This window comes from Microbispora hainanensis, assembly GCF_006874475.1.
Classification (GTDB): domain Bacteria; phylum Actinomycetota; class Actinomycetes; order Streptosporangiales; family Streptosporangiaceae; genus Microbispora; species Microbispora hainanensis.
On the sequence record NZ_VIRM01000026.1, the window covers coordinates 24,764 to 44,943 of the forward strand.

Here is a 20,180-nt window from a genome sequence, read left to right on the forward strand (position 1 = left end):
GCCCGGGCCGGTAACCCGGGCCGACGGCCTGCTTACTCCGCGAGACCGTCCCGGTCTCGGTTTCCGTGAATGTCTGCGGCGCCCCGCCTGGTGGTTCAGGCGGGCGTCACTGCGGCTGCGCGGCCTGCTCCTCGGCGGGCTCCGCGTCCTGCTGGCCGGTGCCGCGGGCCTTGGCGGCGGCCTTCTCGGCCTTCGCCTCGGCCTTCTTCTTGTGCGGCCCGATCACCATGATCATGTTGCGACCGTCCTGCTTCGGCTGCGACTCGACGAACCCCAGGTCGGTGACATCCTCTGCGAGGCGCTGCAGGAGCCGGAAGCCCAGCTCTGGCCGGGACTGCTCGCGGCCCCGGAACATGATCGTGACCTTGACCTTGTCTCCCGCCTTCAGGAAGCGCACGACGTGACCCTTCTTGGTCTCGTAGTCGTGCGGGTCGATCTTCGGCCGGAGCTTGATCTCCTTGATGATCGTGTGCGCCTGGTTGCGGCGGGCCTCGCGTGCCTTCATGGCCGACTCGTACTTGAACTTGCCGTAGTCCATGAGCTTGCAGACGGGCGGGCGGGCCGTGGCCGCGACCTCCACCAGGTCGAGATCGCTCTCCTGCGCCAGCTTCAGTGCGTCGCCAATGGAGACGATGCCGACCTGTTCGCCGTTCGGGCCGACGAGGCGCACCTCGGGCACGCGAATACGGTCGTTGATGCGGGGCTCGGTGCTGATGGGACCTCCAAAAGACTTCCGCTTGTCTCGACCGTGCGGAGTATAAAAACAAAACCCCGCACGTCACGCATGCGGGGTCACTGAGCTCTCCTGCCGAAAACTCCGGTGTGATCCTTGACCCGTCCGCCTTTCGGCGGAGCAGGTGGGAGGAGGACCTCCGCTTGCGCGTCCAGCTCATGCCGGACCGATCGAGTTCCTACGCTACCACAAACCCGAAGCTTCCCCGACGTATTCCTGGGGCCCCCGTGGGGTGCCCCAGGCTCCGCTCATGGTGCCGCTCAGGAGGTCATGGTGCCGCTCAGGAGGTCATGGTGCCGCTCAGGAGGTCATGGTGCTGCTCAGGAGGCCGCGCGGCGGGCGATCTCGGCCTCGCCGGCGGCGCGCATTGCCTCCACCGGCACGTTCGAACGGCCGGTCATCAGCTCGACCTGCCGCACGGCCTGGTGCAGCAGCATCGGGAGGCCGCCGATCACGGTGCGCCCCCGCGCCTCCACCGCCGTCGCCAGCGGCGTCGGCCAGGGCGCGTAGACGACGTCGAACAGCGCCGCCTTCTCGGGCAGGCCAGCCGCGACCCGCTCGGCGAGCGCGTCGGCGGCGCCGGACGGCAGCGTGGAGACCACCAGATCGGCCTCGGGATCGAGGTCGTCGAAGGACCGCACGGTCACGGTCGTGCCGAGCCGCTCGGCGACCCGCAGGGTCTCCTCCGCGCGGCCCGGATCGCGCACGACCAGCGTGACCTCCGCGAGGCCCGTCTCCCGCAGGGCGGCGACGGCCGAGGCCGCCGTGGCGCCGCCGCCGAGGACGACCGCGGAGGCCGGCGCGGACACGCCCGCCTCCGCGAGCGCCTGGACGATGCCGTAGACGTCGGTGTTCTCGCCGTGCCGCGCGCCGTCGCGGAACACCACCGTGTTGGCGCCCCCGACCGCCAGCGCGAGGTCGGAGACGGTGTCGAGCAGCGGCAGCACGACGCGCTTGAGCGGCATCGTGAGCGACAGACCGGCCCACTCCGGGCCGAACCCGCCGATAAGGCCCGCCAGTCCGTCCTCGGCGCACTCGATCGCGTCGTAGCGCCAGTCGTGCAGGCCCATCGCCGCGTACGCCGCCCGGTGCAGGACCGGGGAGAGCGAGTGCGCGATCGGGGAGCCCAGCACGGCGGCGCGGCGGCCGATCCCCTGGCCGGTCCCCTGCCCGGTCCCCTGGCCGGTCACGGTCATTTGTTGTTCCTGTTGAACTCGTCGCGGAGCTTCCAGAACTCCGACTCCTTGTCGGTGAACTTGGTGATGCCCCGCTTGGGGTCGACCGTCACGAAGTAGAGCCAGTTGCCGTCCGCCGGGTGCAGCGCGGCCTCGATCGCGTGGTCGCCGGGGTTGCTGATCGGGCCGGGCGGCAGGCCGAAGTACTTGTAGGTGTTGTACCGCGACGTGCTCTCCAGGTCGGCGTGCGAGGCCGCGATGCCGTACTTGTTCAGGCCGTACATGACCGTGCTGTCCATGCCCAGCTTCATCTGGGGGTTGGAGGTCAGCCGGTTGTAGATGACCCGGGCGACCTTCGGCATGTCCTCGGCGCTGCCGGACTCCGCCTGCACGATGCTGGCGATGGTGATGATCTGCTTGGGGGTGAAGCCCAGCTGCTTCGCCTGGCCCTCCAGGTCGACCCGGTCCGCGGTCTGGTTGAACCGGTCGACCATCTTGGTGAGGATCTGCTGCGGGGTGAGCTTGCTGCTGATCTCGTACGTCGCGGGGAACGCGAAGCCCTCAAGACGGCCCTTGGCGTACGAGGGAAGTCCGATGTCGGCGCGGGCGGCCTTCTTGAAGTCGTCGACGGGCCTGCCGGTGGCGGTGGACAGCTCCTCGTAGATCTTGCTGAGCCGCAGCCCCTCGCGGATGGTCAGCCGGTTGAGCACCCGGTTCTTGGGGTCGAGCAGGGCCAGGGCCGACTCTGAGGACATACCCTTGCGCATCTCATACTGGCCCGGCTGGAGCGAGGAGCTCTTCCCTGCCGCGCCGATGGCGTTGATGAACGCCCGCGCGCTGGCCACCACGCCCTCGTCCTCCAGCATCTGGGCGACGTCGGTGGCGCTCGCGCCCTCCTCGATCTCGACGACGACCTCGCCGCGTCCCTCCCCGGTGAAGTCCTTGGGGATCATCACGCTGCGTGCCCAGGTGAATCCGAAATAGCCGAGGCCCCCGAGGACCCCGACGATGATCACAATGGCGAAAAGCGTGGCGACCCTGCCCTTGCGCCGCTGCTTCTTGCGGCGTTTGCGGCTGCGCCGCTGCTGGGTCCGGCTGCCAGGGGGCCGGCGCCGGGGAGGACCGTCGTCGTCCTCGGCGCCGAGCAGGAAGTCCATGTCCAGATCATTCATAGTGCGCTGGCCAATCTCTCGGTACGAGAGGCCTCCCGTCAAGCGAGTGTGCCAAACCGAGGGGGTTCGGGACAGGGGGTTCCGCGGGGGGCGTTCCCGATATATGGAGCCCCGCCCGGGGGTGGCGGGGCCGTGCGGACGCACCGAGCGCAATAGGGAACCCGCGAGGCGGAGCCGCGCGGATGCCCCGGGAGGCGATCAGTTCGTCCCGAGATACCTGTTCAGCTCCTCCCGATATTTCCGGAACTCCACCTCTTTGTCAGTGAATTTGGTGATTTTACGACGAGGATCTGTGGTCACGAACCAGTACCACGTGCCCTCGGCGGGGTGGAGGGCGGCGGTGAGCGCGCTCTCCCCCGGGTTGCCGATGGGCCCGGGCGGCAGCCCGGGACGCGCGTAGGTGTTGTAGGGCGAGTCGACCCGCGTGTCCTCGATGCTGACCTTGAGGGTGTGGCGGTCCAGCGCGTAGTTGATGGTGCTGTCCATCTCCAGCTTCGCGCCCCGCGCGAGACGGTTGTACACCACTCTGGCGATCTTGGGGTAGTCGGCCGGGACACCCCCCTCGGCCTGCACGATGCTGGCGACCGTCACCGCCTGTCTGGGCGTGAGCTTCACCCGCGGCGCCAGCTCCTTGAGCCGCACCTTCTCGGCCGCGACGCGGAACCGGGCCACCATCTTCCTGAGCAGGTCGACGGCGGTCATCTCCGGCTCGATCTCGTACGTCGCGGGGAACAGGAACCCCTCGGTCTCCCCCTCGGCGTACGCGGGCAGACGCAGGCTCCGGGGCTCGGCGACGGCGGTGGTGAAGTCCTTCAGCGGGATGCCGGTGCGCTCCGCGAGGATGCGCAGCACCTCGCTCGTGCGCAGCCCCTCGGGCACGGTGACCGTGCGCACGATTCTGCTCGCGGGCGCGAGCAGCAGGTCGAGGGCGCCGGCGGCGGCCATGCGCCGCCGCATCGTGTAACGACCCGGGTGCAGGCCGCTCTCCTTGGACCGCATGATGACCTGCTCGACGAACGACTGGGCGCTGGCCACCACACCGGCCCGCTCCAGCGTCTTGCCGATCTCGGCGGCGCTCGCCCCCGGCCTGATCTCGATCGTGACCGTCCCCGTGCCGTCGCCGGAGAAGTCGGGGGCCTCGTCGGACTGCCCGACCACCTGGTGCACGCCGTACGTCACCGCCGCCGCGACCAGGGCGAGCCCCCCGGCCACGGCGGCCACGGTCCGCTTCACCGTGCGGTCCCGCCGCTCGCTTCCTCACCGGGCCCGGCGCCGGGCCGCGGTGGTTCGAGAGGTCTGCCGGGGGGATTGCCGGTGGCCCGCTCGCCGTCGAGCGCAGCCTGCAGCAGCACGACGGCCGCCGCCTGGTCGATCACGTCACGCTGGTTGCGGGCCTTCACGCCGCTGGAACGCAGACCCTGCTGGGCGCTGACGGTGGTGAGCCGCTCGTCCACCAGCCGGATCGGGACCGGAGCCACCCGCGGGGCCAGCCGCGCGGCGAACTCGCGCGCCGCCCCGGCGGCGTGGCTCTCCCTGCCCGACAGCGACGTGGGCAGCCCGACCACGATCTCGATCGCCTCGTGCTCGGCCGTGATCTCGGCGATCCTCGCGAGGTCGCCCCGGCCGCGCCGGACGGTCTCCACCGGCGTGGCCAGCAGACCCGACGGGTCGCTGCGGGCCACGCCGATGCGGACGGAGCCGACGTCGACTCCGATCCTGACGCCGTGCCTCATCGGCCGCTCACGCCACCGTGGAGGAGATGGCCTCCTCGACCGCGCGAAGCGCGTCGCCGATCGCCTCCGGCCGCGTGCCGCCGCCCTGGGCCACGTCGTCCTTGCCGCCACCGCCACCCCCGAGTGCCTTGGCGGCGACGCCGACGAGCCGGCCCGCCTTCAGGCCGCGCTCGCGTCCCGCCTCATTGACCGCGGCGACGACGACCGGCCGGTCGGAGGGGACGCCGGAGACGACGACGACCGCGGCGCGGTCGCCAGGGAACCTGCCGCGCACATCGAGGGCGAGTTTACGCAGGTCGTCGGGGGTGGTGCCATCAGGCGCGCGGTGCGTCACCACGGAGACGCCGTGCACGTCGCGGGCCTGCGCGGCGAGCTCGCCGGCGACCGCGAGCACCTGGGCCGAGCGCAGCTTCTCCAGCTCCTTCTCGGCCGTGCGCAGGCGGGTGACGATGCCCTCGATGCGCTCGGGCAGCTCCTCGCGGCGGGTCTTGAGCTGCTCGCTGAGCTGCGCGACCAGCACGCTCTCGCGGGCCAGGAACCGGAACGCGTCGAGGCCGACGAGCGCCTCCACACGGCGCACGCCTGCGCCGATGGACGACTCGCCCAGCACCTTCACGAGACCGAGCTGGCCGGAGCTGGCGACGTGCGTGCCCCCGCACAGCTCGCGGGAGTAGTCGCCGACCTCGACCACGCGGACCTCGTCGCCGTACTTCTCGCCGAACAGCGCGAGCGCGCCCATCGCGCGGGCCTGCGCCTGGCTGGTGTAGAACGCGTTGACCTTGAGGTCGTTGATCAGGACGGCGTTCACCTCGTCTTCGACGTCGCGCAGCATGGACGGGGAGACCGCCCCGGCCGCGGTGAAGTCGAAGCGGAAGCGGCCCGGGGAGTTCTCCGAGCCCGCCTGGGCCGCCGACTCGCCCAGGGCGTTGCGGAAGCCCCGGTGGACCAGGTGGGTCGCGGTGTGGCTGCGGGAGATCGCGCGGCGCCGCTCCAGGTCGATGTCGGCCTGTGCCTGGTCGCCGACCCGCACCTCGCCCGTGCGCACCTTGCCGCGGTGCACGATGAGGCCGGCCACCGGCGACTGGACGTCGACGATCTCGATCTCCGCGCCGCCGGTGCGGATCAGGCCCTGGTCGGAGAGCTGGCCACCGCCCTCCGCGTAGAACGGGGTGCGGTCGAGCACGACCTCCAGCGTGGTCCCCGCGCCCGCCGCCGGAACCGACGCGCCGTCGACGAGCAGGCCGATGACGTTGGCCTCGGCGGTGGTGTGGTCGTAGCCGAGGAAGTCGACCTTCCCGGACTTCTCCAGGATGCCGGTGAACACCGAGATGTCGGCGTTGCCGGTCTTCTTCGCCGCGGCGTCGGCCTTGGCGCGGTCCCGCTGCTCCTTCATGAGCCGGCGGAAGCCCTCCTCGTCCACCTGGAGGCCCTGCTCGGCCGCCATCTCCAGGGTGAGATCGATCGGGAAGCCGTAGGTGTCGTGGAGCTGGAACGCCTGGTCGCCGCTGAGCGTCGAGACACCCTTGCGCTTGGTCTCCTCCACCGCGACGTCGAAGATGGCCGTACCGGTGCGGAGCGTGCCGAGGAACGACGCCTCCTCGGCGTCGATGACCGTGTGGATGTTGGCGGCGTCGGCCTTGAGCTCGGGATACTGCTCACCCATCACGTCGATGGTGACGGCGGTGAGCGCGTGCATGTGCCGCTCCTCGCCCGCGCCGAGCAGGCGGAGGTTGCGGATCGCGCGGCGCAGCATGCGGCGCAGCACGTAGCCGCGGCCCTCGTTGGACGGCAGCACGCCGTCGCCGACGAGCATGACGCCCGCCCGCATGTGGTCGGCGATCACCCGCAGCGACACGTCGGCGCGCTTGTCGCGCCCGTAGCGCGACCGGGTCAGCTCGGCCGCCGTGTCGAGGATCTTGTACGTGGTGTCGATCTCGTAGATGTTGTCGACGCCCTGGAGGATGGCCGCCATTCGCTCCAGGCCCATGCCGGTGTCGATGTTCTTCGCCGGCAGCTCGCCCGCGACGTCAAAGTCGATCTTGCTGCGCACCTGGCTGAGCTGGAACTGCATGAAGACGAGGTTCCACACCTCGAGGTAGCGGTTCTCGTCGGCGATCGGCCCGCCCTCGCGGCCATACTCGGGGCCGCGGTCGTAGTAGATCTCCGAGCACGGCCCGCCGGGCCCGGGCACGCCCATGTGCCAGTAGTTGTCGGCGAGGTCACGGCGCTGGATGCGGTCGAGCGGCAGGCCCACCTTGCGGTGCCAGATGTCCTGGGCCTCGTCGTCGTCCAGATAGACGGTCGCCCACAGGCGCTCCTCGGGGAAGCCGAAGCCCCCCTCGGACTCGGGCCGCGTCAGCAGCTCCCAGGCGAACGGGATCGCCTGCTCCTTGAAGTAGTCGCCGAAGGAGAAGTTGCCGAGCATCTGGAAGAAGCTGGCGTGGCGGGTGGTCTTGCCGACCTCGTCGATGTCGAGGGTGCGCATGACCTTCTGGGCGCTGGTCGCCCGCCGGTAGGGCGGCGTCTGCTGCGCCAGGAAGTAGGGCTTGAACGGGACCATCCCCGCGTTCACGAGAAGCAGTGTCGGGTCCTCGGCGACCAGGCTGGCCGAGGGCACGACTGTGTGCCCGCGCTCCTCGAAGAAGCGCAGGAAGCGGCGCGCGATCTCTGCCGACTCCATTTCAGCGGCCGTCCTTTACGTCGTAGATTTTGTTCTTGCCTGTGGTGCTGCTATCAACCGTGTCGAGCCCGAACTCCGCGCGCAACTCGGTTTCCCTGCTCGCCGACTCCCGGCGCACCTCGCCGGCGAAGTCCCTGAGCTGATCCGCGAGGGTCACCGCGCGGTCGGCCGTTCGCCTGGCCACGTGGTCAGGCCGCAACGACTGAAGCTTACGCATGGTCCAGACCGTGAGGAACGCGCCCAGGGACATGTAGAAGAGCCGCCGGATCATCAGCGTCCCCTCCCGATGGCCCGGCGCTCCACGGCTCGCTCGGCCGCGTGCCGCTCGCCGATCCTGTCCGCCGTCCGGGGGCCGGTGCGGGGACCGCCGCGGGCGACCCGCCGGGCCGGAACCCTGCGGGAGGCGCGCCGGGCCAGCGCCACACGGAAGCCGTCCCTGAAAGCGGAGATCTTGAGCACAGGGCCGGCGAGCAGCGTGGACGCCACCCCGGTGATCTTGACCATGTTGCCGCTGACGTCACGCATGTTGTCCGTGATCTCCTCGGCGGCGGCCAGCCGCCGGTTGGCCTCGGAGACGGTCTGGCTCATGTCGTCGAGGAGCGGGGCGATGCGGTCGCTCAGCTCGGCCACCGACTTGCGGGTCTCGGTCAGCAGTCTGGCCAGCCTGACCAGCACGACGACCAGGAAGCAGACCAGGATCACCCAGAAAATGGCGACCACGAGGCCCGCCAGCTCTCCCGCGGTAAGCATGTGCCGATCTCCCTAGATCAACGGAGCTGGAATGGCAAGACCTTACCGCGAACGACCTGCCCGCCGTTCCGCACCACACACGTAAGGCTGCTCCGCATCACACACGCAAGACTGCTCCGCATCACGCGGAAGGGCTGCTCCGCATCACACGCCGAAGGGCTGCTCCGCGGCACACGCCCGGCCGCGCGCCGGGGGCTCAGCCGCCGCGCAGGAAGCTCCTGATCTTCGCCCAGCGTTCGGCGAACCGCGCCTCCGCGCCGTGCGTGGTCGGCTCGTAGTAGCGGCGCTCCCGCAACTCCTCGGGTGCGTAGTCCTGGCGGACGAGGCCGTGCTCGAAGTCGTGCGGGTATTGGTAGCCCTTGCCGTGGCCGAGCTTCTTCGCGCCCGGATAGTGGGCGTCGCGCAGGTGGTCGGGGATGCGGCCCACCATCCCGCGCCGCACGTCGTCGGAGGCCGCGCCGATCGCCTTCACCACCGCGTTCGACTTGGGCGCCAGCGCGCAGTGGATGACGGCCTGGGCGAGGTTGATCCTGCCCTCGGGCAGGCCGATGAACTCCACGGCGTGGGCGGCGGCCACCGCGACCTGCAGGCACGTGGGATCGGCCATCCCCACGTCCTCGCTGGCGAAGATCACGATCCGGCGGGCGATGAACCGCGGGTCCTCCCCCGCCTCCACCATCCGGGCGAGGTAGTGCAGCGCCGCGTCGGCGTCCGAGCCCCGCATGCTCTTGATGAACGCGCTGACCACGTCGTAGTGCTGGTCGCCCTGGCGGTCGTAGCGCACGGCCGCCTTGTCGACGGCCTTCTCCACGACCTCCACCGTGACCTCGGCGGCGACCCCGTCGGCCAGCATCGCGGCGGCCTCCAGGTAGGTCAGCGAGCGCCGGGCGTCGCCGCCGGCCAGCCGTACGAGCTGGTCGAGGGCGTCGGGGTGCAGCGTGACGCGCCCGTCGAGGCCGCGCGGGTCGGTCACCGCGCGCTCAAGGACGCCCCGGATGTCGTCTTCGGCCAGCGGTTCGAGGGTGAGCAGCAGCGAGCGGGACAGCAGCGGGGAGATGACGGAGAAGAACGGGTTCTCGGTGGTCGCGCCGATGAACGTGACCCAGCGGTTCTCCACCGCCGGTAGCAGCGCGTCCTGCTGCGCCTTGTTGAACCGGTGGACCTCGTCCACGAACAGCACGGTCTGCCTGCCGGTCATGCCGAGCTCGCGGCGGGCCTGGTCGATGGCGGCCCGCACGTCCTTGACCCCGGCGGAGACGGCCGAGATCTCCACGAACCTCCGCTTGGTCGCGCCCGCCACGACGTAGGCCAGCGTGGTCTTGCCGGTGCCCGGGGGTCCCCACAGGAACAGCGACATCGGCGCGTCGCTCTCCACCAGCCGGCGCAGCGGCGTGCCGGGTCCCAGCAGATGCCGCTGGCCGATCACCTCCTCCAGCGAGCGTGGCCGCATCCGCACGGCCAGCGGCTCCTGGCCCCGATGCGCCTCCTCGGCGGCCGAATCGAACAGGCTCTCCACATCGCCGACACTACCGTCAGCCGCCCCACACGGCCGTCGCACCCGTGTGCCCGGTCCGTATGACGTAGTAGCCGACGATCACGGCGAGGATCACGGAGGCGGCCGACACGACCAGGGTGACGGCCCGCGAGCCGCCGCCCTCGGGGGCGCGGCGGGCCCGGGTGAGCCACACCATCAGCAGGGACGCGACGGTCAGCACCGCGGTCACCGGCACGAGGGTGTCCGCGAACCCGCTGTGGAGATCGATCGCCGGAGACGGGCGGCCCTGGAACAGCCGCTGCTCCAGCGCCTCCCCGCTCTCCTTCGCCGCGAACGCCGCACCGAGGGCCACCACGGCGGTCGCCACCAGGGCCCAGTCGAGCTTGTGCCGCAGGCGGGGCAGCACGGCGTACGCGATCGACAGCGCCGCGAGCAGCGGCACGAAGATCACCGCCGCGTGGACGATGAGGGCATGGGCCGGGAGTCCGAAGACCTGGTCGAACATCGTTGCAACGCCTCCTGGGACGGCGGCCGGGGCGCGGATTGCGAACCGTCCCCCGGTGTACGGATTCGCTCGCCAGGAGGTTCTCAGGCAGATCTGAGAGCAAGATGAGCGCAAACCGTCGTGATACCCCTGGGACGTCCGATTTACACGGAGCCAACGGGATCACGGATAGAGTGGCGCCTCAGTCGTAACAAAAGGGGAAAGGGAAGGCATAGCGGTGACCGACACTGATCGGCAGAAGCAACCGGCTTCGCGCGTGAGCACGACCGGGCGCGCGACCACCCCCCGTCGCCGCCTGCGGAGCACCCTCGGCGCCGGGCTGGGGCTCCTCGCGCTGGCGGGCAGCCTTGTGGCCTGCAGTGACGGGTCGGCCAGCACAGCCGAGGCCACTCCGTCGGCCTCGCCCTCGGCCTCCGACTCCGAGGGCCCCAAGGTGACGCACACCGAGCTGACGCAGCCCACGCCGTCGGCGCAGCCCACCAGCCTGCGTCAGGTCACCTGCGAGTATCGCAAGGACGACACGGGCGCCCCGGCGAAGTTCGTGGGCTTCCCGCCCAGCAAGCTGAGCAGGTCGGTCATCGCGGCCAAGAAGATGGTCATCACCACGAACCAGGGCCGGATCGTCATCGACCTGGCCACCAGGGACGTGCCGTGCGCGGTGAACTCCTTCGCGTTCCTGGCCAAGAAGAACTTCTTCGACAACACCGTCTGCCACCGCCTCGCGACGGTGGAGACCGTCGGCCTCGGCATGCTGCAGTGCGGCGACCCGCTGGCCAAGGGCGACGGCAAGAACAAGAACGACGGCGCGGGCGGCCCGGGATACGTGTTCAACGACGAGAACCTCGGCGGGATGCCGCTCGCCCGCGGCACGGTCGGGCTGGCGCAGGCCACGGAGGACGCCAACTCCAACGGCAGCCAGTTCTTCATCTCCTTCACGGACGAGAACACCCAGCTGACCGCCATGGGCGCGGCCTTCACGATGATCGGTGTCGTGAGCAAGGGCATGGACATCATCGACAAGATCGCCAAGGGCGGCATCATCCCGTTCAACGGCGACCCCACGGCCGACGTGCGGGGCGAGGGCTCCAACGCCCCCAAGAAGAGGGTCGTGATCAAGGACGTGGCCATCGTCTGACCGGCCCCGGACACGAGACGGCCCCCGCGACCGATGTCGCGGGGGCCGTCTCGCGTTCTGCCGCCTGCCGTTTCCGCCGGCTACAGCTTCTGGCGTCTACTGCTTCTGCCGTCTACTGCGCGGGCTCGGGCTTGTCGGCCTTCGGCGTGGCGTCCACGCCGGCCTCCTTGCGCTGGTCCGGCGTGATCGGGGTGGGCGCGCCGCTCAGCGGGTCATAGCCGGACGCCGTCTTCGGGAACGCGATGACGTCCCGGATCGACTCGCCGCCCGCCAGCAGCATGCAGATGCGGTCCCAGCCGTAGGCGATGCCTCCGTGCGGCGGCGGGCCGTACTTGAACGCCTCGAGCAGCCAGCCGAACTTGTTCTCGGCCTCCTCCTTGGAGATGCCGAGCACGTCGAACACGCGCTGCTGCATCTCGGCGCGGTGGATACGGATCGAGCCGCCGCCGATCTCCATGCCGTTGCAGACCATGTCGTACGCGTACGCCAGGGCCTCGCCCGGGTGGTCCTGGAAGTTGTCGGCCCACTCCGGCTTGGGAGAGGTGAACGGGTGGTGGACCGGGGTCCAGCCGCCCTCGCCGCCAGTCTCGTTAAGCACAGGCTCGAACATCGGGGCGTCGACGATCCACAGGAACGACCACTGCGACTCGTCGATCAGGTCGCAGCGGCGGCCGATCTCGAGGCGGGCCGCGCCGAGCAGGTCGCGCGAGGCCGCGGGCGCGCCGGCCGCGAAGAAGATCGCGTCACCGGGCTTGGCGCCGGTCGCCTCGGCGAGGCCGCCCAGCTCGGCCTCCGACAGGTTCTTGGCCACCGGGCCGCCCAGCGTGCCGTCCTCCTGCACCAGCACGTACGCCAGGCCGCGCGCGCCGCGGGACTTGGCCCACTCCTGCCAGGCGTCGAGCTCCCTGCGGGTCTGCGAGGCGCCGCCGGGCATCACGACCGCGCCCACGTACGGCGCCTGGAAGACGCGGAACGAGGTGCCCGAGAAGTAGTCCGTGAGGTCGGTCAGCTCGACGCCGAAGCGCAGGTCCGGCTTGTCAGACCCATACCGCGCCATCGCCTCGGCGTACGTCATCCGGGGCAGCGGCGTCGGCAGCTCGTAGCCGATCGTCTCCTTCCAGATCCGGCCGATGAGCGCCTCGCCCAGCTCGATGACGTCGTCCTGGTCGACGAACGACATCTCGATGTCGATCTGGGTGAACTCGGGCTGCCGGTCGGCCCGCAGGTCCTCGTCACGGAAGCAGCGGGCGAGCTGGTAGTAGCGCTCCAGGCCGGAGACCATGAGGAGCTGCTTGAACAACTGCGGCGACTGCGGCAGGGCGTACCAGTTGCCCGGCTGGAGCCGCACGGGCACCAGGAAGTCGCGGGCGCCCTCGGGCGTCGAGCGGGTCAGGTTCGGGGTCTCGACGTAGACGAACCCGCGCTCGCGCATGACCTCGTTGGCGAGGTAGGTCGCCTGGGAGCGGATCCGCAGCGCGTCGGCGATCTTCTGGCGGCGGATGTCGAGGTAGCGGTACTTCAGCCGCGCCTCCTCCGACACGCCGGAGCTGCCCTCGATCGGGAACGGCAGCGGCGCCGACTCGCTCAGCACCTCCACCTCGGAGGCGACGACCTCGATCTCGCCCGTGGGCAGATCGGGGTTCTCGTTGCCGGCCGGACGCTGGCGTACCTCGCCTGTGACCTTGACGCAGTATTCCGCGCGCAGGTCGTGGGCGTGGTCCTCCTCGCGGAAGACCACCTGGGCCGAGCCGGAGGCGTCGCGCAGGTCGATGAAGACCACGCCGCCGTGGTCGCGCCGGCGCGCCACCCATCCGGCCAGCGTCACCTTCTGGCCCGCGTGCTCCTTGCGGAGCGTGCCTGCCTCGTGGGTGCGGATCACGAGAGTTTCCCCTTCAAGAACTGGACGACCTCCGCGAACGGAACCGCGGTCTGGTCGGCTGTGGTCAGGTCCTTCACTTGCACGGCGCCCGCCTCGATATCTCGGTCGCCGAGGATGAGCGCGTACCGCGCGCCGCTGCGGTCGGCGGCCTTCATCGCGCCCTTGACGCCACGGCCGCCGAAGGCCATGTCGACGGCGAGGCCGGCCCTGCGCAGCTCGCTCACGAGCGGGAACACGCGCCTCCTGGCCTCCTCGCCAAGCGGCACGGCGAACACCTCGACGCCGCGGGGCCGCTCGGCCAGCAGGCCCTCGGCCTCCATCGCGAGCACCGTGCGGTCCACCCCGAGGGCCCAGCCCACGCTGGGCAGCGCCGGGCCGCCGATCTGCTCGCTCAGCCCGTCGTAGCGTCCTCCCCCGCCGACCGCCGACTGGGCGCCCAGGCCGTCGTGCAGGAACTCGAAGGTCGTGCGCGTGTAGTAGTCCAGGCCGCGCACGAGCCGGGGGTCGTCCTCGTACGTCACGCCGGCCGCCGTCAGCAGGCCCCTGACCTCCTCGTGGTAGGCCTTGCAGGCCCCGCACAGGTGATCGGTGACCAGCGGCGCGTTCTCCATCTGCGCGCGCACCTCGGGACGCTTGTCGTCGAGCACGCGCAGCGGGTTGATCTCGATCCGGTTGCGGGTCGCCTCGTCGAGGTCCAGGCCGCGCAGGAAGTCCTGCAGCGCGGCGCGGTAGGCCGGGCGGCACTCCTTGCAGCCGAGCGAGTTCAGCAGCAGCCGCACGCCGCGCAGGCCCAGCGAGGCGTAGCCGTCCATCGCCAGCACGATCAGCTCGGCGTCGAGCGCCGGGTCCTCGGCCCCCAGGGCCTCCGCCCCCACCTGCGAGAAGTGCCGGTAGCGCCCCGCCTGGGCCCGCTCGTAGCGGAAGTAGCTGCCCGAATACCAGAGCTTGATCGGCAGCGGCCCGCCGTACAGGCCGTGTTCGAGCACGGCCCGCATCACGCTCGCGGTGCCCTCGGGGCGCAGCGTCAGCGACTGGCCGCCCCGGCTCGTGAACGTGTACATCTCCTTGGTCACGATGTCGGTCGACTCGCCGACGCCGCGCGAGAACAGCGCCGTGTCCTCGAAGGCCGGCGTCTCGATGTAGCCGTAGCCCGCGCGGCGGGCCGGTGCGGCCAGGGCGTCCCGTACGGCGAGAGCCCACTCCGAACGCGGGGGCATCCAGTCGAAGGTGCCCTTGGGCGCCTGAAAGGTCATCACAATCCCCTGGTCGGGCCTGCGGGCGGCGCGACGTCCCTGAGGAAGGGGTTGGTCGCGCGCTCGCGGCCGATGGTCGTCTGAGGTCCGTGGCCGGGCAGGACCGTGGTCTCGTCCGGCAGCGTCAGCGTCTTCGCGAGGCTGCGCAGCATGGCGGCGTGGTCGCCGCCGGGCAGGTCGGTACGTCCGATGGAGCCGGCGAACAGCAGGTCGCCCGCGAACAGGACCTGGGTGTCCTCGACGGGCGTCCGGAACGTCACCGACCCCCTGGTATGGCCCGGCCTGTGCTCGACCGTGAGCTCCAGCCCGGCCAGCGACAGCACGGCCCCGTCGGCCAGCTCCCGCACGTCGTCGGGCTCGGAAAGTTTCAGGCCGCCGAAGACCTGGCCCGCCTGCGGCGGGAACGCCTTCGCCGGGTCCGACAGCAGATCGCGATCCTCGGGATGGATCCACGCGGGCACGTCGCGGGCGCCGCACACCGGGGCCACCGACCACACGTGATCGATGTGACCGTGGGTGAGCAGCACCGCGACCGGCTTCAGCCGGTGCTCGCGCAGCAGCGCGTCGAGGTCCTCCACGGCGTCCTGACCTGGGTCGATGACCACGCACTCCTCGCCTGCTGCGGGAGCGACGATGTAACAGTTGGTCTGGAACGACCCTGCGGGAAACCCGGCGACGAGCACGGAAGCGGCCTCTGCGTCTCTACGGATCAATCAAGGATTGCGCGAGCGAATGTAACCGAAGGGTACCGGTGCGGGTCGGCAGGCTGCGAACCAATACCCGTCAGCCGATACGATTCGCCCACCTCAATAGTCATTCTTGGAGCAGTCGAGCCGGATGCTATAGAACGGGCCGCCGTTCCCGGAGCACCTCCGGGTGTGGCGGGCACGCACCGGCGAGACCGCGTCCGGGCGTACGACCATGGGAAACAGGACGAGTCGGGAGGTCGAAGTGGTCACCGGCAAGGACCGGCAGAAGCAGCTGGCCCGGGAACACTACGAACGGCAGCTGCGGGCCCGGGTGGAACGCGAGCAGAAGTCGCGGCGCGCCGCGATCATAGGCACCACCGCGGCCGTGGTGGTGGTGATCGGCGGCGTGGTCGCGGCGACGACCCTGCTCGGCAGCGACGACAGCGATGCCACGGCGGCCGCGTCGGCGTCGGCGAGCAGCAAGCCCCTCGCGAACGACCCCAAGCCGTACGACCCGGCCAAGGGCACCTGCGGCTACGTCCCCGACGAGGGCAGCGGACAGGTCAAGAACGTCGGCATGCCGCCGGAGCAGGTGAGCACCGCCCCGGCGACCATGACCATCAAGACCAACCTCGGCGACATCGTCGCGAAGCTGGACAGCGAGAAGGCGCCCTGCACGGTCAACTCGTTCAAGTTCCTGGCGTCCAAGGACTACTTCGACGACACGAAGTGCCACCGGATGGGCACGGACTTCCCGATCCTGCAGTGCGGCGACCCGCTCGCCAAGGCGGACGGCAAGAACCCGACCGACGGCCAGGGCGGCCCCGGCTACCGCTTCGCCAACGAGAACCTGGCGGGCGCGAAGTACACGCGGGGCGTGCTCGCGATGGCGAACAGCGGTCCGAACACGAACGGAAGCCAGTTCTTCATCGTGTTCGGGGACACCGGGCTGAGCCCCGACTACACGCCTTTCGGTACGGTGACCAAAGGACTCGAAATCGTGGACAAGGTCGCCAAGAAGGGCGTCATCGCCAGTCCGGGCGGGGACGGCACTGGTGCCCCGAAGCAGCCCGTGGTCATCAAAGACGTGACAATCACCAGCAAGAGCTGACGTAATACAACCAAGGGCACATCGAGCCCTGGAGGCTGATTCAAGTGCGGGAGGACACGGTGAGCACCGACCCGTGGGGCCGGGTAGACGAGGACGGCACCGTCTACGTGCGTACGGCTGAGGGAGAACGGGCCGTCGGGTCCTGGCAGGCCGGTGAGCCGGAGGAGGCGCTGGCCTACTACCGCCGGAAGTTCGACGAGCTGGCGGGCCAGGTGCAGCTCCTGGAGCAGCGGGTGCGCGGCACCGACCTCGCGCCGGCCCAGGCCGAGGCGAGCATCGCCAAGCTGCGGGAGTCGGTGGCCGAGGCGCACGCGGTCGGCGATCTGGGCTCCCTGCAGGACCGGCTGACGGCGCTCACCGAGCTGGTCGGCAAGCGCCGCGAGGAACTGCGGGCGGCACGTGACCAGGCCCGGGCCCACGCCCGCGAGGTGAAGGAACGCATCGTCGCCGAGGCCGAGCGCATCGCCGAGGAGACGACGCACTGGAAGTCCGGCGGCGAGCGGCTGCGGCAGCTCGTCGAGGAGTGGAAGGCCGCCGAGCGGGTCGACCGGGCCACCGAGGCGACGCTGTGGAAGAGGCTGTCCACGGCGCGTACGGCCTTCGCCAAGCGGCGCAAGGCGTACTTCTCCTCGCTCGACCAGCAGCGCGACGCGGTGCGCGGCACCAAGGAGCGCATCGTGAGCGAGGCGGAGGCGCTGGCCGGCTCGACGGACTGGAACGCCACCGCGGCGGCGTACCGCGAGCTGATGCGCGAGTGGAAGGCCGCCGGGCGCGCCTCCCGCGAGGTCGAGGACGAGCTGTGGGCGCGCTTCAAGGCCGCCCAGGACCAGTTCTTCCAGGCCCGCTCGGCCGTGTTCGCGGAGCGGGACGCCTCCTTCGCGGCCAACGCGGAGGTCAAGGAGGGCCTGCTGGCCGAGGCCGAGAAGCTGTTGCCGGTCACCGACGCGCGGGCCGCGCGCACGGCGCTGCGGAGCATCCTGGAGCGCTGGGAGGCCGCGGGGCCGGTGCCGCGCGACCAGCGCGACCGCCTGGAGGGCGGGCTGCGCAAGATCGACGACGCGGTCCGCAGGGCCGAGGAGAACGAGTGGAAGCGCTCCAACCCCGAGGCCAGGGCGCGCGCCCAGGACACGGTCAACCAGCTCCGCAGGTCGATCGACCAGCTGGAGACGCGGCTGGCCAAGGCCCAGGCGGCCGGCCGCGACAAGGACGTCAAGGAGGCGGAGGAGGCCCTGGCCGCCCGCCGCTCCTGGCTCCAGGAGGCGGAGCGGACGCTCGCCGAGTTCTCCTGACCACTCTTTGACCGGCTCCTGACCGGCCCCTGACCGGCCCCTGACCGGCTTCGAACGCTGGACCGGTTCGAACGAATCCCGGCGTGACCTCGTGTCACGCCGGGATTCGCATGTCCGCCCCCCGTATGAGGGCCGTACGGCCTTGAGCCCCCGGCGAGGCGTCAGTTGTTCACGCGGTAGACGTCGTAGACGCCGGCCACGCTGCGCACGGCCTTGAGCACGTGGCCGAGGTGCTTGGGGTCGCCCATCTCGAAGGTGAACTTGCTGATCGCCACCCGGTCGCGGCTGGTCGTGACCGACGCCGACAGGATGTTCACGTGCTGGTCGGACAGGGTCCGCGTGACATCCGACAGCAGGCGGGGCCGGTCGAGCGCCTCCACCTGGATCGCGACGAGGAAGACCGAGTCGTCCCCGGGCGACCAGGCGACCTCCACCAGCCGGTCGGGGTGGGCGCTGAGCTGCTCCACGTTGGGGCAGTTGCTGCGGTGCACGGAGACGCCGTGCCCCCGCGTGACGAACCCGACGATCTCGTCGCCCGGCACCGGGGTGCAGCAGCGCGACAGCCGGACCCACACGTCCGGGTCGCCCGCGACCATCACGCCGGCGTTCGAGTTGGCCCTCAGACGGCCCTTGAGCCGCGTGGGGACCTGGGCCTCGGCAATGTCCTCCTCGGCCCCCTCGACGCCTCCCAGGGCCTGTACGAGCTTGTCCACGACCGACTGGGCGGTGACGTGCCCCTCGCCGACGGCCGCGTACAACGCCGAGACGTCGGCGTACCGCAGATCCCTGGCCAGGGCCAGCAGCGCCTCGCCGGACATGAGCCGCTGCAGCGGCAGGCCCTGCTTGCGCATGGCCCGCCCGATCGCCTCCTTGCCCGCCTCGATGGCGGTCTCGCGGCGCTCCTTGGTGAACCACTGGCGGATCTTGTTGCGGGCCCGGCCGCTCTTGACGAACTTCAGCCAGTCTCTGGACGGCCCCGCGTCCGGCGACTTCGACGTGAAGATCTCGACGGTGTCGCCGTTGCCTAGGCGGGACTCCAGCGGCACCAGCCTGCCGTTGACCCGCGCGCCGATACATCGGTGGCCGACCTCGGTGTGCACGGCGTACGCGAAGTCGACCGGGGTGGCGCCCTCGGGCAGCGCGATCACCTGGCCGCGCGGGGTGAAGACGAACACCTCCGAGACCGACAGGTCGAAGCGCAGCGACTCGAGGAACTCCCCCGGGTCGGAGGTCTCCTTCTGCCAGTCGAGCAGCTGGCGCAACCAGGCCATGTCGTTGACCTGCTTGACCTTGCCGGCCCCGGCCCCGGTCATCTCCTCCTTGTACTTCCAGTGCGCGGCCACGCCGTACTCGGCCCGGTTGTGCATGGCCCGCGTGCGGATCTGGAGCTCGATGGCCTTGCCCTCGGGTCCCATGACCGTCGTGTGCAGCGACTGGTACATGTTGAACTTGGGCATGGCGATGTAGTCCTTGAACCGCCCCGGCACCGGCTTCCACTGCGCGTGGATCGTTCCGAGCGCCGCATAGCAGTCGCGGACCGTGTCGACCAGGACGCGGATGCCCACAAGGTCGTAGATGTCGTCGAAGGCCACGCCCTTGGCGATCATCTTCTGGTAGATCGAGTAGTAGTGCTTGGGACGGCCCCGCACGGTCGCCTTGATCTTCGCCTCGCGCAGGTCGGCGGAGACCTTCTCGATGACCTCGTGCAGGAACAGGTCGCGGCGCGGCGCGCGCTCCGACACCATCCGGGCGATCTCGTCGTATCGCTTCGGGTAGAGCATGGCGAACGCGAGGTCCTCCAGCTCCCACTTGATGGTGTTCATGCCGAGCCGGTGGGCCAGCGGCGCGAAGATCTCCAGCGTCTCGCGGGACTTCTGCTGCCGCTTGTGCTCCGGCATGTAGCGCATGGTGCGCATGTTGTGCAGCCGGTCGGCCAGCTTGATGACCAGCACGCGGATGTCGCGCGACATCGCGACGACCATCTTGCGCACGGTCTCGGCCTGCGCCGCGTCGCCGAACTTCACCTTGTCGAGCTTGGTCACGCCGTCGACGAGCAACGCGATGTTGTCGCCGAAGTCGGCTCGTAACTCGTCGAGGCTGTAGGCGGTGTCCTCCACGGTGTCGTGCAGCAGGGCGGCGCACAGCGTCTCGTCGTCCGTGCCCAGCTCCGCCAGGATCGTCGCGACCGCGAGCGGGTGGGTGATGTACGGGTCGCCGCTCTTTCGCTTCTGATCGCGGTGGTGATAGGCGGCGACGTCGTACGCCCGCTCGATCAGCCGCAGGTCTGCTTTGGGATGGGTGGCACGGACCGTCTTGAAGAGCGGTTCCAACACCGGATTCATAGCACCCCACTGCCCCCCGAAACGGGCGAGCCTCCGTCGCGTGGCCGGCGACGCCGGCTTGTCCTCCGGGACCGCCGCGGGGTCGCGTGCCGCGTCGGGGGGCACGTCTGCGACGGGCTCGGGGGCGTCGCGGGAGATCACTCCGCGATCGACCCGCGCGCTGTCGGGCACGACCACATCACGGGGCACACAGACTCCTCACGTCGAGTCCAGATTCCACAGTGTATCCGTGCTGCCAC

General features: G+C 70.3%; 17 protein-coding genes. 3 read left to right on the plus strand and 14 right to left on the minus strand.

Annotated elements, in window-relative coordinates; translation table 11 throughout:
• Window positions 1-106: 106 nt before the first annotated feature.
• The 10 genes from infC to FLX08_RS21175 all read right to left on the minus strand — a co-directional run bounded on the left by infC (window position 107) and on the right by FLX08_RS21175 (window position 10,243).
• The gene (gene infC, locus FLX08_RS21130; protein WP_142620612.1) at window positions 107-715 is read right to left on the minus strand and encodes a translation initiation factor IF-3; all 609 of its coding nucleotides are present in this window, start codon (window positions 713-715) and stop codon (window positions 107-109) included.
• Window positions 716-1,053: 338 nt separating this feature from the next.
• Window positions 1,054-1,929: a shikimate dehydrogenase gene (locus FLX08_RS21135; RefSeq protein WP_142620613.1), complete on the minus strand. Its 876-nt coding sequence runs from the start codon at window positions 1,927-1,929 to the stop codon at window positions 1,054-1,056.
• Window positions 1,926-3,065, minus strand: coding sequence for an endolytic transglycosylase MltG (mltG, locus tag FLX08_RS21140; RefSeq protein WP_244312789.1), 1,140 nt, complete (start codon window positions 3,063-3,065; stop codon window positions 1,926-1,928). Before mltG (FLX08_RS21140) ends, FLX08_RS21135 begins: the two co-directional genes overlap by 4 nt.
• Before the next feature lie 213 nt (window positions 3,066-3,278).
• Complete coding sequence (mltG, locus tag FLX08_RS21145; protein ID WP_167530507.1) at window positions 3,279-4,313, minus strand: endolytic transglycosylase MltG; 1,035 nt, start codon at window positions 4,311-4,313, stop codon at window positions 3,279-3,281.
• Window positions 4,310-4,813, minus strand: a complete 504-nt coding sequence (gene ruvX / locus FLX08_RS21150; RefSeq protein ID WP_142620615.1) for a Holliday junction resolvase RuvX — start codon at window positions 4,811-4,813, stop codon at window positions 4,310-4,312. The genes mltG (FLX08_RS21145) and ruvX overlap by 4 nt, the downstream gene beginning before the upstream one ends.
• 7 nt (window positions 4,814-4,820) lie before the next feature.
• A complete protein-coding gene (alaS, locus tag FLX08_RS21155) occupies window positions 4,821-7,493 on the minus strand; it encodes an alanine--tRNA ligase (protein WP_142620616.1) in 2,673 nt (890 codons plus the stop codon).
• Window position 7,494: 1 nt separating this feature from the next.
• A complete protein-coding gene (locus FLX08_RS21160) occupies window positions 7,495-7,764 on the minus strand; it encodes a hypothetical protein (RefSeq protein ID WP_142620617.1) in 270 nt (89 codons plus the stop codon).
• A complete protein-coding gene (locus tag FLX08_RS21165) occupies window positions 7,764-8,243 on the minus strand; it encodes a DUF948 domain-containing protein (RefSeq protein ID WP_142620618.1) in 480 nt (159 codons plus the stop codon). Before FLX08_RS21165 ends, FLX08_RS21160 begins: the two co-directional genes overlap by 1 nt.
• A 196-nt stretch (window positions 8,244-8,439) precedes the next feature.
• The gene (locus FLX08_RS21170; RefSeq protein WP_142620619.1) at window positions 8,440-9,759 is read right to left on the minus strand and encodes a replication-associated recombination protein A; all 1,320 of its coding nucleotides are present in this window, start codon (window positions 9,757-9,759) and stop codon (window positions 8,440-8,442) included.
• A 16-nt stretch (window positions 9,760-9,775) separates the two neighbouring features.
• A complete protein-coding gene (locus FLX08_RS21175; protein ID WP_142620620.1) occupies window positions 9,776-10,243 on the minus strand; it encodes a DUF2231 domain-containing protein in 468 nt (155 codons plus the stop codon).
• 256 nt (window positions 10,244-10,499) lie between these two features.
• Here FLX08_RS21175 and FLX08_RS21180 point away from each other — a divergent pair, with 256 nt between their 5' ends.
• A complete protein-coding gene (locus FLX08_RS21180) occupies window positions 10,500-11,378 on the plus strand; it encodes a peptidylprolyl isomerase (protein ID WP_244312790.1) in 879 nt (292 codons plus the stop codon).
• Window positions 11,379-11,490: 112 nt separating this feature from the next.
• Here FLX08_RS21180 and aspS read toward each other — a convergent pair whose 3' ends face one another.
• The 3 genes from aspS to FLX08_RS21195 are packed head-to-tail and all read right to left on the minus strand — an operon-like array spanning window position 11,491 to window position 15,193.
• Window positions 11,491-13,257, minus strand: coding sequence for an aspartate--tRNA ligase (gene aspS / locus FLX08_RS21185; RefSeq protein ID WP_142620622.1), 1,767 nt, complete (start codon window positions 13,255-13,257; stop codon window positions 11,491-11,493).
• On the minus strand, window positions 13,254-14,510 hold the full coding sequence (gene hisS, locus FLX08_RS21190; RefSeq protein WP_142620623.1) for a histidine--tRNA ligase: 1,257 nt from the start codon (window positions 14,508-14,510) through the stop codon (window positions 13,254-13,256). The genes aspS and hisS overlap by 4 nt, the downstream gene beginning before the upstream one ends.
• Entirely contained in the window at window positions 14,510-15,193 is a 684-nt protein-coding gene (locus FLX08_RS21195) for an MBL fold metallo-hydrolase (RefSeq protein WP_142620687.1), read from the minus strand. Before FLX08_RS21195 ends, hisS begins: the two co-directional genes overlap by 1 nt.
• 268 nt (window positions 15,194-15,461) lie before the next feature.
• On the opposite strand from FLX08_RS21195, the gene FLX08_RS21200 reads away from it, so the two are divergent.
• Both FLX08_RS21200 and FLX08_RS21205 read left to right on the plus strand, forming a co-directional pair.
• A complete protein-coding gene (locus FLX08_RS21200) occupies window positions 15,462-16,310 on the plus strand; it encodes a peptidylprolyl isomerase (protein WP_142620624.1) in 849 nt (282 codons plus the stop codon).
• 59 nt (window positions 16,311-16,369) lie between these two features.
• Window positions 16,370-17,599 (plus strand): DUF349 domain-containing protein, encoded by a 1,230-nt coding sequence (locus tag FLX08_RS21205; RefSeq protein WP_142620625.1) that lies wholly within the window; start codon window positions 16,370-16,372, stop codon window positions 17,597-17,599.
• A 161-nt stretch (window positions 17,600-17,760) separates the two neighbouring features.
• Here FLX08_RS21205 and FLX08_RS21210 read toward each other — a convergent pair whose 3' ends face one another.
• A complete protein-coding gene (locus FLX08_RS21210; protein ID WP_142620688.1) occupies window positions 17,761-19,941 on the minus strand; it encodes a RelA/SpoT family protein in 2,181 nt (726 codons plus the stop codon).
• Window positions 19,942-20,180 lie beyond the last annotated feature (239 nt).